Source organism: Flavobacterium covae (genome assembly GCF_001534645.1).
GTDB classification, from domain to species: Bacteria; Bacteroidota; Bacteroidia; order Flavobacteriales; family Flavobacteriaceae; genus Flavobacterium; species Flavobacterium covae.
This window is the reverse complement of record NZ_CP013992.1, coordinates 1676667-1690409: the sequence shown is the minus strand read 5'-3', so window position 1 is coordinate 1690409 and position 13743 is coordinate 1676667. Positions and strand designations below refer to the sequence as shown.

General features: G+C 29.2%; 11 protein-coding genes. 7 read left to right on the top strand and 4 right to left on the bottom strand.

The annotated features are described in order from the left end of the window. Positions 1–109: 109 nt before the first annotated feature. The 3 genes from AWN65_RS07485 to AWN65_RS07475 all read left to right on the top strand — a co-directional run bounded on the left by AWN65_RS07485 (position 110) and on the right by AWN65_RS07475 (position 3400). Entirely contained in the window at positions 110–763 is a 654-nt protein-coding gene (locus AWN65_RS07485; protein WP_060382588.1) for a DUF47 domain-containing protein, read from the top strand. A gap of 22 nt (positions 764–785) precedes the next feature. Then, entirely contained in the window at positions 786–2411 is a 1626-nt protein-coding gene (locus tag AWN65_RS07480; protein WP_060382587.1) for an inorganic phosphate transporter, read from the top strand. A 266-nt stretch (positions 2412–2677) separates the two neighbouring features. After that, entirely contained in the window at positions 2678–3400 is a 723-nt protein-coding gene (locus AWN65_RS07475; protein WP_060382586.1) for a DUF2490 domain-containing protein, read from the top strand. A 263-nt stretch (positions 3401–3663) separates the two neighbouring features. Here AWN65_RS07475 and AWN65_RS07470 read toward each other — a convergent pair whose 3' ends face one another. Next, positions 3664–4419, bottom strand: a complete 756-nt coding sequence (locus AWN65_RS07470; RefSeq protein WP_060382585.1) for a carboxypeptidase-like regulatory domain-containing protein — start codon at positions 4417–4419, stop codon at positions 3664–3666. A gap of 190 nt (positions 4420–4609) precedes the next feature. Beyond that, a complete protein-coding gene (locus AWN65_RS07465) occupies positions 4610–5029 on the bottom strand; it encodes a DUF1456 family protein (protein ID WP_060382584.1) in 420 nt (139 codons plus the stop codon). Positions 5030–5168: 139 nt separating this feature from the next. Here AWN65_RS07465 and AWN65_RS07460 point away from each other — a divergent pair, with 139 nt between their 5' ends. Beyond that, positions 5169–5570 carry a TerB family tellurite resistance protein gene (locus AWN65_RS07460; RefSeq protein ID WP_060382583.1) on the top strand — a complete coding sequence of 134 codons (402 nt, stop codon included), beginning with the start codon at positions 5169–5171 and terminating at the stop codon, positions 5568–5570. A gap of 350 nt (positions 5571–5920) precedes the next feature. Here the strand turns inward: AWN65_RS07460 and AWN65_RS07455 are convergent, their stop codons facing one another. Then, positions 5921–7387, bottom strand: a complete 1467-nt coding sequence (locus AWN65_RS07455) for a TonB-dependent receptor (RefSeq protein ID WP_060382582.1) — start codon at positions 7385–7387, stop codon at positions 5921–5923. 84 nt (positions 7388–7471) lie between these two features. Between AWN65_RS07455 and AWN65_RS07450 the strand changes: the two genes are divergently transcribed. From AWN65_RS07450 to AWN65_RS07440, 3 genes are all read left to right on the top strand, one after another. Beyond that, on the top strand, positions 7472–8236 hold the full coding sequence (locus AWN65_RS07450) for an MBL fold metallo-hydrolase (protein WP_060383857.1): 765 nt from the start codon (positions 7472–7474) through the stop codon (positions 8234–8236). A 3-nt stretch (positions 8237–8239) separates the two neighbouring features. Further along, complete coding sequence (locus tag AWN65_RS07445; RefSeq protein WP_060382581.1) at positions 8240–8707, top strand: hypothetical protein; 468 nt, start codon at positions 8240–8242, stop codon at positions 8705–8707. A gap of 1761 nt (positions 8708–10468) precedes the next feature. Next, on the top strand, positions 10469–11044 hold the full coding sequence (locus tag AWN65_RS07440; RefSeq protein ID WP_060382580.1) for a non-canonical purine NTP diphosphatase: 576 nt from the start codon (positions 10469–10471) through the stop codon (positions 11042–11044). A gap of 329 nt (positions 11045–11373) precedes the next feature. Here the strand turns inward: AWN65_RS07440 and AWN65_RS07435 are convergent, their stop codons facing one another. After that, positions 11374–13713: an ATP-dependent helicase gene (locus AWN65_RS07435; RefSeq protein ID WP_262914950.1), complete on the bottom strand. Its 2340-nt coding sequence runs from the start codon at positions 13711–13713 to the stop codon at positions 11374–11376. Positions 13714–13743: the final 30 nt, after the last annotated feature.

The following is a 13743-nucleotide window of genomic DNA, read 5'->3' as shown; positions in this document are numbered from 1 at the left end:
AGAAAACCGTTAAAATACTGTTAACAGAATTAATACCTAATTCATCTTGACTTAACATTAACTTAACACACTCGGGGTATTTTTGCTTTCGAAATTAAATTGATTAAAAATGGCATTTAGAGACGTACTAAAATTCTTTTCACCAAAAGATACAACTTTTTATCCTTTGTTTACTAAGGCAACAACAGATTTACTTGCTTTATCTGAAAATTTACATGAAGCTGTAAATATAGGAAAAAGCGAAATGGAAAATAGAACGAACTACTATAAACAAGTAGAACAATTAGTAGCTGATATTGAAAGTGTAAACCATAAAATGAATATTGAACTAAGTAGAAATTTTATTACTCCTTTTGATCGTGAAGATATTCACATGTTAATTACTACTATTACAGATGTAGCCAATAATATTTATACGGCCTCTAATCGTATGAACTTATATAACGTAGTTAAAATTAATAAATCTATTCGTAAATTAACTGAGATCACTTTAGAGGCTTGTACTCATATTAATGGAGCAGTGTTAGAGTTGAAAGATTTAAAAAATTTAGACAAAATTAACAGTGCTGTTAAGAAAATAAATAAATTGGAAAGTAAAGCCGATTTAGTATTTGATAAGGCAGTAGCTGAGTTGTTTGAAAATGAAACAGATGTTGTTAATATTATTAAATACAAAGAAGTATTATATGCTTTACATAAAGCAACAGATAAATGTAAGGACGTATCTAGAACTTTAGAAGCAATTTCAGTTAAACACGCTTAGTCGCTCTAAATTATTTAAAAAAATGGAATTTGCTTTATTAATTATAATAATTGTTGTAGCTATGGGCTTCGACTTGGTTAACGGTTTTCACGATGCGGCCAATTCGATTGCTACAGTGGTTTCAACAAAGGTATTATCACCAACTCAGGCTGTAATATGGGCTGCAATATTTAACTTCGCCGCTTATTGGGTTTTTGATATGAGTGTAGGTAATACAGTAGCGAAAACAGTAGATAACTCAGTTATTGATTTATGGGTTATTTTATCAGGTCTATTAGCAGCTACAGTATGGAATTTATTAACATGGTGGTTAGGAATTCCTTCTTCTTCTTCCCATACTCTTATTGGTGGATTTGCGGGCGCAGCCGTAGCACATGCAGGATTTGATGTTTTGAAGTTAGAAGAAATTACAAAACCCCTGATGTTTATTGTTTTAGCACCAATTATAGGGGGAGTTATATCTTTTGTTATTACACTCATGACAATTCAAAGAAATTTCTTTATAAAATTGTTCTGTTATATCCTGTTAACCGTTTTTACAGTTTATATGACTTGGGCTTATAAAGATATTTTTGATATCAAGCCCATTATGATTTGGATCATAGGCGTTTTATTGTCTTCGTTTGTGTTAATTTTTATCATTTTTGAAATAGTTGTAGGTAAAAATAATACAGCTATGAAAGAAGGTAATTTATACAAAAAACTACAATTATTATCTTCCGCAGCCTTTTCATTAGGTCATGGTGGAGCCGATTCTCAAAAAGTAATGGGGATTATTTGTGCCGCTTGTATCGTATATGCTAATGGAGTAAGAAGAGGAGAGGTAAAAGGAGAAGTACCTAGTTTATTACAAGTAACAGAAGTTTTACAAGTGAAATATACTAACGACGAAGGTAAAATTAAAAAATTTAAACCAGCTATTGGTATCTTTGATAAAGATACAATTTATGTAGATGGTAAAAAGATTATTGATTTATCTGCAAAACAAAATATTTATGAAGATGAAAAGTTAGTAGCAGGAATTAATCCTAATAATCCTTTTATTTTACATTTGAAAAAAGAAAATATTGATTTGAGTAACTTTGAAAAAGCGGCTAAAGAGCTAAAAACATTACATGTATATACTGATAAAAAAGATGTACATGATACAGATACAAAAGAAGTTATTTTTAAAGACAAACAATTAAATTCTTCTTATCGTTATGCTAAAATTTTTGCAAAGTATGTAGATGAAAAAGGAAAGTTAAAAGAAGAGATCAAAGCAAAAATAGAAACTAAGGTTACAAATAAAACAATGCCTATATGGATTGCTTTTGGTTGTTATTTAATGATAGGTTTAGGAACTTTGATGGGCGGTTGGAAAATCGTAAAAACAATGGGAACGAAAATTACCAAAGTTACTCCTTTAGAAGGGGTTTGTTCTGAAACAGCTGGTGCCTTAACGCTTTTTACTGTTTCTCAAATGGGGGTTCCTGTATCTACAACACATACAATCACAGGGTCTATTATAGGAGTAGGAGCTACTAAACGATTAAGCGCAGTAAGATGGGGAGTAACCATTAATTTAATTTGGGCTTGGATTTTAACCATTCCTGTATCAGCATTAGTTGCTGCAATTATTTATTATATTTTGTCAGTTTTTAATTAATTATACTATTTCTCTAAAAAGAGGCTATTTTAGCCTCTTTTTTTTTAAACCTAGATTATATATTATAAACTTATTACAGATAAAAAAAGAGTTTGAATCTAAAAAATACTTCGTTTATTGTTATTAATTTACTAAAAAGATATTCATAAGAAAAAAATATACATTCTTTCATAACAGGGTATAAAACATAACCCAAGTTAAAAAAACAATAATTCAATATACAGCACACAACTTTAATTTAAAATTTTTTTAATCTAACACTAAACATGAAAAAAAAAAATCTAATCCTGTTACTAATCTTTATTACGGGAAATGTTTTAGGACAAAACGAAGAGCATTTGTCTGGTTTTTCTACTCTTTCATTAACGTATAAATTTAATAAAAAATGGTATGTCTATGGCGAGTTGCAAGCTCGATCAATTGTTGATTTGACCACTGTTGATTATTATGAAGTAAAAGGAGGAAGCGGATATAATATAAATTCAAGTAATCAAGCTTTTTTAGGTTTAGGAAGATATGCTAATTATAGAGAAAAAACTATTTCAAACGAAGAATTACGCTTCTGGCTACAGTATACTTATACAAAAACAATTGGACGTGTTAAATTTGAAAATAGAATGAGGGGAGAAAAAAGACTTTTTCATAATCCTATTACAGATATAAATACAAATACAGAACGTTATAGAAATCGAATAAATATTATTGTACCTATTAATAATAAGAAAGTTGATACTAATACTTTTTTTGTAAATACGTATGATGAGCTATTTTTAGGACCAGATAATCCTGTTATAAAAAGAAATAGGATGTATATAGGTGGAGGTTATCAACTTTCCAAAGATTTTGGAGTATCCTTAGGTTATTTATTTCAAAGAGATTTTGGTTTAAAAACAAATACAAATTTGCATTTTATATTTTGTGGTCTAAATTTTACAATTGATAAATCAAATAGTGTCCCTGTAGAAGCACCTACGCCAGATCATGATTAACTTTTTTTTGTAAAAGAAAAGAGGCTGTTTGAAAAGTAATAAATCAACACATAGTTTGTTACTCTGACGTAAGTAAGAGTCTTGTAGTCAATATTATGTGATTTCTTCCTTTGGTCGAAATGAATAAGATTGCGAACTTTTTGGGCAGTCTCTTTTATTATTAAAATATTCGGATACCTATGATGGTTATATATCAGATTCTTAAAAAGTGAGTTCAGCTTTTAGAACATCTTTTTATTTTAAATGTTTAAAAAAATAAAAAATTATTTTTTCTTAAGTATTTTATATTCCTCATAACAACCATTGATGGCATCTAGAATTTGAAGATCATTGGCTGTTTTTATGAAAGATTCAGAATAATTACAGCGTTCCAGAATTTCATTTAATTCTTTTTCATTGATACCAAACATTAGATAAATGGTTTGACGATCATAACGATTTTGTAGTATATTTCTTATGTTGTCATCTTTTCTTAACTCTTTTAATTTCTTGAGTTCTGTTGGCTTCTTTCCAAAGAAATTATAAAGAGCATCGGCAGGATTAAATAAAGAACCAATTACCCTGTTAAAAGCATTAGGTGAGTTTTCGCCTCCTTCGTATCGTTTGGTAAGACCTGCTATAGAGTACCAATAATTTTCTCGTTCTGGAATTAATTTAGAGTCTACTTCTAAATAACCTGTAAGTTCATAAGGAGGAATTACAATTTCTTCTAAAGCATAAGCTTTTTCAGTTAATTTTATTCGGAAATTTTGATTTTTTATCCAGTCATTAGTTACTCTAATTTCAATAGATTGAAATCCTAAACAAGAAATAAGTAAATTGTCATTTACATCAGCTTTGATTTCAAAATTTCCTTTGGCATCTGATATAGCACCACGAACTTTATTGGTATTCACTATATTAACATTCCAAATTGGAGTTAAGGTATTGTTGTTGATGATAGTTCCTTTTACGGTGGTTTCTTGCCCCAAAACAGGAGAAGCTAAAAAGCTTAAAAATATAAATATAAAATATCTCATAACTAGAATTGTCTTTGCTAATGTAGTTAAACCTTATGATATTTCTTAGAGTTTAAAGTAAAATTAACAATGTGTTTAAGAAAAAGGCAGTGTTAAAAAGAGTGTTTTGTGAAAAATATCTAGAAAAAGAGAGTTAAAATAATGAATAGATGTTTCCTCTTTACGTAATAAGTAAGAGGAAACGATAGTATTAGCTTTTTTTCTTACCGTTTTTAAAACGTACAGATTCGAAAACAGGATTTGAAGTTTTGGTGTTTTTTTTAAAAGAAGTTTGCTTGTCTGCTGACTTAAATGTTTTGTCAACTGACTTCTTTTCGATAGGTTTATCAGATTGATTTTTTTTAATATTTTCTTTGTTTATTTGTAAAACTTCCAAAGGATTTTTGGGAGCTTCTTTGTTTCCTCTTAAAAAAAGAATTAGACCATTTAAGAAATTACGAAGTATCTGATCACCACATTCCATATATTTAGGATGATCTTCATTGCGAAAAATATTTCCTAATTCACCCTTTGAAATTCTAAAATCTACGAGTCCAAGAATTTCTACTATTTGATCGTCTCTAAGTTGAAGAGCAACTCTTAATTTTTTAAATATATCGTTGTTTGTCATGTGACATTAATTTTTTTCAAAGATACGGTTTTAATCTTTATTATTTATCGTATAAAACGGCTTGTTCACAGGATACTATCATATTTGTTTTTGCATATTCAGTACAAAAATTATAGATTTGTTAGGAAATGAAATAAGTATGAGTATCCAAAAAGAAAAGATTAATTTGTTACAAGAAATGATTGCATTTGCGGTTATAGATGGAGAATTACATGATAGAGAATATGATTTTCTCTGGATAGTGGCGCAAGAATTAGAGATAGATAAAGCAAAATTTTTGGAGTTATTTAATTTGAAAGAAGAAAAACAAGTGTTGAAAGATGAGTTTCAACGTGTTTTGCAGTTTTATAGACTGGCTTTATTGATGCACTGTGATGGGGTTTTGCATACTAGAGAAAAAGAGAAAATATTTGAAATAGGGATTAATATGGGATTAAACCCAAGTGCTATGAAAAGAGTACTTTATTTAATGGAAAAGTCGCCTAATCAAATGCTAGAAGCAGAGGTCGTTATAGGAGCTTTTCAAGAACAATTAAATTAAAGTATTTTTATGAAAATAAAATAACTTTTTTGTTCTCAAAAAATAAAAAAATCTTAGACTCTATACAATGAGCAAAAAGAGATTAATTTTTAGATACAAGGAGTAACTATTATCAAAAGAAAAGATGTTTCTTTTTTAAATTAATTAGGAAAAGTTATAAAAAGGTGTGCGGAATATTAAAATTTATAATACGAGTCTAATGTTTGATTAGTTTTTGGATTTGAGACGGGCTATGTAATTGAAGAGTTACTTATCATAATGAAATAAAAACGGTGTGTTTTAGAAGATCTAATAAAAAACGACTTAGGGTGAGTTATCTAAGTCGTTTTTTAATATTTTATAGTGTAAAGTTATACTTTTTCTATCTTTTTGTTTTCGTCACAACTAAAAAGATGATCGCGTTTAATTAGTTCTGCAATACCTTTTGGGAGCATTTCTTCCCAACCTGGCTGACCAGATCCAATCATTTTTAGGACTTCTCGAGAAAATATTTTTAAATGGGATTTGTCAAAATCTGTAATATCAATTACTTTTCCATTGTAAGCAAAGAATTTATATAATTCTTTCATTCTAGGATGGACTTTAAGGTTTTGAGAAGTAAGAATGGTTCCATCTTCATCTTCCATAGGATACAAATAAACTTTCATATCACGATAGAATAATTTACCGAAAGCTTCTAAGATACCACCACTTAAGTGACGATAGTACTTTTCATCAAAAATATCAATTAAGTTGTTTACTCCCATAGCAAGTCCCATACGCTCTTTGGTATAGTTAGAGAAATATTCTACAACTTTATAATATTCTTGGAAATTTGAAATGAGAACAGTTTGTCCTAATGAGCAAAGTAATTCTGCGCGATCTAAGAAATCTTTTTCATCAATTTCGCCATCGGAACGTAAATTAGATAGAGTAATTTCAAAGACCACAAGAGTGTTTTCTTCTTTTACTTTGTTTTCTTGAAGAAACATTTGTAGTGATTTTTCATACATATCCATGTTTACTTTCGTAACAGGACGAAAACTCCCTCTAAGAGCTAAAATATTTTTCTTATATAAGATTTGAGCGGGTAATACGTTTTTGGCATTAGGATCAAACATAACGGCATCAGTCATACCATTGCGTACTAATTGTAAACTCATTAAGCGGTTGTCAACTTGGTTGAAACGAGGTCCTGAAAAATTTACAGTATCAATTTCTAATTGGTCTTTGTCTATATGATCGTATAGATAGCGCAATAAACGTTTAGGATCATTGTATTTATAAAAAGCACCGTAAATTAAGTTTACGCCTAATTTACCTAAAGTTTCTTGTTGTAATTTAGCATCATTTTCTTTGAAACGAATATGAAGAATAATTTCATTATATGCTTCATCTGGGTCTAATTGAAAAATAATCCCCACCCATCCATGTCCTTTGTATTGTTTTGCAAAATCTATAGTAGCTACCGTGTTTGCATAACTAAAAAATAATTTATTAGGATGTTTTTCTCTTTTGAGTCGTTGTTCAACTAATTCAATTTCGTGTTGAAGCATTTTACGTAAGCGACTTTCTGTAACATAACGGCCATCATCTTCTATACCATAAATAGCATCACTAAAATCCTTATCATACGCACTCATTGCTTTGGCAATAGTGCCAGAAGAAGCTCCAGCTCTAAAAAAATGTCTAACAGTTTCTTGTCCAGCACCTATTTCGGCAAAAGTACCGTATATGTTTTCGTTTAGATTGATTCTTAGGGCTTTATCACTTATAGAAGGGATTTGTTCAATCTCTCTATCTCCTTTTAATCTAATTTCGTTTTGTAGATCTTTCATCTTCATAATTAAATACGAGGCAAAGGTAGTAAAAGCCTTATTTTTTATCAAATAATATTTATTTTTGTGCAAAAAGGATTTCTATTGAAAATATATTTTTTAGGTACGGGAACTTCACAAGGAATACCCGTTATTGGGAGTGATCATCCTGTTTGTTTAAGTGAGGATGTAAGAGACAAACGTTTGCGTGTTTCTGTATGGATTCAATGGGATCATGATTCTTTTATAATAGATTGTGGTCCTGATTTTAGACAACAAATGCTCTTGTCTAAATGTTCTAAAATTGATGCTCTTTTTTTTACACATGAACATGCTGATCATACGGCAGGTCTAGATGATATACGCCCTTTTTTCTTTAAGCAAGGGAATATATCTATTTATGCACATGAACGGGTTTTGAAAAATTTAGAAAAAAGATTTGATTATATCTTTGAAAAAGTTGATAAATATCCAGGAGCTCCTAGTGTAGATGAACATAGGGTAATTAATGGACAAGTAATAAAAATAAAGGATAAAATAATAGAGCCAATAAGTGTTTGGCACGGTAACTTACAAACCTTTGGTTATCGTTTGGATCGTTTTGCTTATTTAACTGATGTTAAAAGTATTGATGAAGAAGAATTAAATAAACTTTTAGGATTGGAAGTTTTAGTGATTAACGCGTTACGAGAAGAATTACATGACACACACTTTAACTTAGAGGAAGCCTTGACATTAATAAAAAAAGTAAAACCAAAGAGAGCTTATTTAACTCATATAAGTCATTTGTTTGGGTTTCATGAAGAAATTCAAAAAAAATTACCAGATAATGTATGGGTTGCTTATGATAATTTAGAAATAACCATTTAATATATGAGAAAATTACTTTTATACGGATTCATCTTTTCCGTTTTAATGAATATTTTTCAATTGATGTATGCTACTAAAAAATTTAATCATGATAGCAAAACAACAGAAAAATACAAGAAAAAGATAAAAGATTCAATAGCTAAGATTGTTGCAGAAAAAGAAGAAGGTGATTATTTTTCATTAATGTACAATGATAAGGCCAGAGATTATTTTGAAGATCAGAATATAGATGAATTAATGCCTCGAATAAAAGAGCAATTAGTAGAAATGAATAATAATCCCAAAGGAAATCCTTTAGTTTCATACGAAGGGATGGTAATTAATAAAGTTCGTTTTTTAAATCATCGTTGGATAATTGCTGATTTTACAGGAGAATCAGGTTGGGGAGAAGTTATTTTAAAGTACTTTGTAGAACCAAAGGGAAAGGTATCTTTTGAGCCAGCCGAAATTTTAATGTATCCCAATGATTAAAAAAGTAATATTTTATAAAGAACTATATGCTCTTGTTCTAAGTATATTCATTTTATTGTAATACTTTAATTAATTTAAAGAATTTGTTTATAAAGGTTTGTTGGATTTTTTTCAATAAACCTTTTTTGTTTTAAAATTTTAAAAATGAATGTCTAATCTAAATTGCACATTAGAAATTTATTGAATTTAAAAAAGATTTTTTCCGTGTATTAAATTCTATTGTTTCCTTTTTTGAATAACGTTTAGGTTGTTTTTCCTTCTTAAGAGGATGGAATCAGGATATTATTCTGTATATACGATAAGCGTTTTTTATTACTGTGATTAAGGTTTCTTTTGGTCTTATGGATCCCCTTTTTTTATAATCAGGCTTCGTTATGGTTACGGTTCATTTCTTCTTGAAATTCTTCAATATTTATAATGGAGTTGTATACGTATTGTTTTTGTATTGATTTTTTTAATAATGTGTTTAAAATAAATTTCTGGGTGAAACCATAATATATCTTAAAAACTAGATATAGGAATTTATAGAATAAAAAAAGAGACTGTTCAAAAAATTCGCAATCTTGTCATCGACCAAAGGGAGGAATCACATAATGTTGATTATAAGAACCTTCTTTACGCCGGAGTGACAAACTGCGGTTGATTTATTACTTTTTGTACAGCCTCTTTTAAATATAAATTTTTAAACGATAATTTTATATCTCCCAAAAACAAAAAAATAAGATAAAGAGTGGTGTTTCTGCTAATCAATAATATTTTGTGAAGAAAATTACCCAATAAAATACAAAACATGATTAGTAGTTTGCTTTATCTAAAGTTCGTTTAAAAATTTAGTTTGTTTACTTGATTAAGAACGTGTTTCAAAGGTAGATGATTGAAAATGAATTTATTTACGGGTTTGCCGTATATTATGTTAAAGTTTGTTTTTTGTTATAAGAGTCTTTAAGCTTTATTTGTGTTTTTCAAAAAGAAAAATAGAGTTTTGTGTTGATAGATAGAGGATTTTGTAAAATGTGTCTAATAATTGAAAATCAGCTACTGGTTGTTTTTATTGAAAAAATGGTTGAAAATTTATTTTTACTTGATTAATAATGTGTTGAAAAAGAGCTAAATGAGAAGTGTTTTTGTGATAGATGTTTTATGTATTGTGTATAATTAAAAACAGCCATGCAAATAATTGCATAGCTGTTTTTTAATAAATTTTTAAACGATAATTGTATATCTCCCAAAAACAAAAAATAAGATAAAGTTGTAGTGTTTCTACTAATCAATAGAAAATTTTAAGAAATTACCCAATAATACAAAATTTACATAGTAGTTACTTTATCGAAAATTCGTTTAAATTTAATTGATTAAGAACGTACCCAAAGATAGATAATTAAAGATTATTTTTATTACGGATAATCCATACATTATGTTAAATATTTTAATCTAATTAAAAAAAGCTATGCAAACAATTGCATAGCTTTTTTTTGATAAATTTTTAAACGATAATTGTATATCTCCCAAAAACAAAAAAAATAAGATAAAGCGGTAGTTTTTCTACTAATGAATAGAAAATTTTAAGAAAATTACCCAATAATACAAAATCAGTTAGTAGTTACTTTATCGAAAATTCGTTTAAAAAATTTAGTCTGTTTTAATTGATTAAGAACGTATACAAAGGTATGTGATCGAGTATAAAAATTAGTGTGGATTTTCCGTATATTATGTTAAATTTTATTCTGAAAAATAGTATCTTGCTTTACAAAAAACTAGAATATGAAAATAGTCTTCGCATCTAATAACCAAAATAAAATAAAGGAAATCAAAAGACTAATACCTGATGAAATTGAAATATTAAGCTTGAAGGATATTAATTGTTTGGTTGATATACCAGAAACGGCTACAACTATTGAAGGGAACGCAAGGCTTAAAGCAGATTATATTACTCAACATTACGGTTATGCTTGTTTTGCTGATGATAGTGGGCTAGAAGTGGAGGCTCTTAATGGAGAACCAGGTGTTTTTTCTGCAAGATATGCTGGAGAAGAAAAAGATGACCAAAAGAATATGGATAAACTTTTAAGTGTATTGTCTGGAGAGCTGAATCGTAAAGCTAATTTTAAAACGGTTATAGCACTTAATTTAAAGAATCAGCAGTATTTGTTTACAGGAACGATAGATGGAAAAATAACGTTTGAGCAAAGAGGACTTAATGGTTTTGGGTATGATCCTATTTTTATCCCTGATGGATATGAAAATACTTTTGCAGAGATAACGCTTGAAGAAAAATCAAAAATAAGTCATAGAGCAAAAGCGGTTAAACAGTTAGTAGAATTTATAAATAAAATCTAATTAAAGTTACGTGGTAGAAAATAATTACAGATAAAAATTTCTATGTATTTTATTTTTTATTCTTCAACATAAATTCAATAAAGGGGTTGTATTTTAGAGAATTAAAATATTTTTATTAAGGCATTGAAATTAGGTCTGTAAATTTTTAGGTTCTTGTTTGAATTTAAAAAAATTGTGGATAGTATAACCGTAGTTTTGTTCTTTTAATTAATCAATTTTACTTTAGGTATTTTTAGAAAAAGGAAGAGGTTGAACAAATTAGTATAAATCATATTTTGGACAACCTCTTTTGAATCATAATAAAGGATAAAACGTGTATTTCTTAAATTTTATCCTATTATGTTTAATTTAGCAAAACGTAATAATAATTTTTTAATACCTCCAATTTCAAAACGTATTTCTGCTTTTTTATCTGCTCCAACACCTTCAAGATTTAATACCTGTCCTTTACCAAATCGTTCGTGCATAACAATATTACCAATTGTTAAACCTGTATTGTTAGTTGTATTGCTAATTTCGGATCCTGATGTAGGATTAGATAAAGGCTTTAAGCGTCTAATTGCAGGGTTAGATGTTGGCTCTGTGTTAATTTGTTTAGGAGGTGTACCCGCAATAGGTTTTTGTAAGCGTAGTTTGGATTTGTCTACTTCTCCAAAAATATCAGCATTGATAGTAGGTTTGTAACGATAATTTGTTTCTACAGGAGACAAAAATTCTAAATATTGGGAATTAATTTCTTCTATAAAACGAGAAGGTTCTGAATCTATTAATTTACCCCATCTATAACGAGATTGAGCATAGGTTAAGTAAGCTTGATGTTCAGCTCGTGTGAGAGCTACATAAAAAAGTCGTCTTTCTTCCTCTAGTTCACTTCTAGTATTTAAACTCATAGCACTAGGAAATAAATCTTCTTCCATACCTACAATGAAAACAGTAGGGAACTCAAGTCCTTTGGCTAAGTGAATAGTCATCAATGCTACACGATCATCATCGCCTGTATCATTGTCTAAATCCGTAGCTAAAGCTACATCTTCTAAAAATTCAGATAAAGCACCTCTAGCTCCATCCACTTCTTTTTGTCCTTCTATAAAGTCCTTAATACCATTTAGTAATTCTTCAATATTTTCTATTCTGGCAATACCTTCAGGGGTTCCGTCTTTTTTTAGTTCTTGAACGAGTCCCGTTTTTTTAGTAACATGTTCTGTTAGATAAAAGGCATCTTGATTTTCGTTGATGACCTGAAAACTTTTGATCATGGTTACAAAATCACTTATTCGTTGTTTTGTACCTGAATTTAATTTTAAATCAATTTTGTCAACGTGTTCCATAACTTCAAAAATGGAACGTTTATAATAATTGGCGGCTACGGTTAATTTTTCTACGGTAGTATCGCCAATGCCTCGGGCAGGATAATTAATAACGCGTACTAATGCTTCTTCATCTTTAGGATTTACTACTAATCTTAGATAAGAAAGTACGTCTTTAATTTCTTTTCTTTGATAAAAAGAGAGACCTCCATAAATTCTATAAGGAATATCTCGTTTTCGCAATGCGTCTTCCATAGCGCGAGATTGTGCATTGGTACGATATAAAATAGCAAAATCACTGTTCTTTTTTTGATTTTGCATTTTGTCTTCAAAAATACTAGATGCTACAAATCTTCCTTCTTCACCATCGGTTAAACTTCGGTGTACTTTTATTTTAGGACCATTATCGTTAGCAGTCCATACTACTTTATCAAGTTTCGTTTTATTGTTATCAATAACATTATTTGCTGCTTCTACTATATTTTTTGAAGAACGGTAATTCTGTTCCAAACGATACATTTGCACATTCTCATAGTCTTTTTGAAAATTTAGGATGTTATTAATATTAGCTCCTCTAAAAGCGTAGATACTTTGAGCATCATCTCCCACAACACAAATATTTTGAAAACGATCAGAGAGTGCCTTAACAATTAAATATTGAGAATGATTAGTATCTTGATACTCATCTACTAAAATATATCGGAAACGATCTTGATATTTCATCAAGACATCAGGAAAACGAGTTAAAAGTTCATTGGTTTTTAATAACAAATCATCAAAATCCATAGCTCCTGATTTGAAACAACGCTCAACATAATTTTGATAAATTTCACCTAATCGAGGCTTTTTGCTCATGGCATCGGCTTCTTGTAATTCAGGATTATTAAAGTATGCTTTTACTGTAACAAGACTATTTTTGTATTGTGATATCCTACTTAATATTTGTTTGGGTTTATAAATATCCTTGTCTAATTGCATTTCCTTAATAATTTGTCCTATCAAACGCACAGAGTCTTGAGAATCGTAAATAGTAAAGTTAGAAGGATAGCCTAGTTTTTCGGATTCTATACGTAGAATTTTTGCAAAAATAGAGTGAAAGGTTCCCATCCACAGGTTTTTGGCTTCATTATTTCCTACAATACTTGCAATTCGGACCTTCATCTCACGAGCTGCTTTGTTTGTAAAAGTTAAGGCCAAAATATTAAAAGCATCTACTCCTTGACTCATCAAGTTAGCAATACGAACTGTTAATACACGTGTTTTGCCCGAACCAGCTCCAGCAATTACAATCATGGCACCTTCTTTTTGTAAAACAGGCGCTCTTTGTGCATCATTTAGTTTTTCTATTATCTCTTGAATCATAACCAAAAATCAAAGGGTCAAAAATACTGC

Bases quoted from the DNA above. Each gene is read 5' to 3' on its own strand.
- AWN65_RS07440 (WP_060382580.1), top strand. From the start codon at position 10,469: ATGAAAATAGTCTTCGCATCTAATAACCAAAATAAAATAAAGGAAATC.
- AWN65_RS07475 (WP_060382586.1), top strand. From the start codon at position 2,678: ATGAAAAAAAAAAATCTAATCCTGTTACTAATCTTTATTACGGGAAAT.
- AWN65_RS07485 (WP_060382588.1), top strand. From the start codon at position 110: ATGGCATTTAGAGACGTACTAAAATTCTTTTCACCAAAAGATACAACT.
- AWN65_RS07480 (WP_060382587.1), top strand. From the start codon at position 786: ATGGAATTTGCTTTATTAATTATAATAATTGTTGTAGCTATGGGCTTC.
- AWN65_RS07455 (WP_060382582.1), bottom strand. From the start codon at position 7,387: ATGAAAGATCTACAAAACGAAATTAGATTAAAAGGAGATAGAGAGATT.
- AWN65_RS07460 (WP_060382583.1), top strand. From the start codon at position 5,169: ATGAGTATCCAAAAAGAAAAGATTAATTTGTTACAAGAAATGATTGCA.
- AWN65_RS07470 (WP_060382585.1), bottom strand. From the start codon at position 4,419: ATGAGATATTTTATATTTATATTTTTAAGCTTTTTAGCTTCTCCTGTT.
- AWN65_RS07435 (WP_262914950.1), bottom strand. From the start codon at position 13,713: ATGATTCAAGAGATAATAGAAAAACTAAATGATGCACAAAGAGCGCCT.
- AWN65_RS07445 (WP_060382581.1), top strand. From the start codon at position 8,240: ATGAGAAAATTACTTTTATACGGATTCATCTTTTCCGTTTTAATGAAT.
- AWN65_RS07465 (WP_060382584.1), bottom strand. From the start codon at position 5,029: ATGACAAACAACGATATATTTAAAAAATTAAGAGTTGCTCTTCAACTT.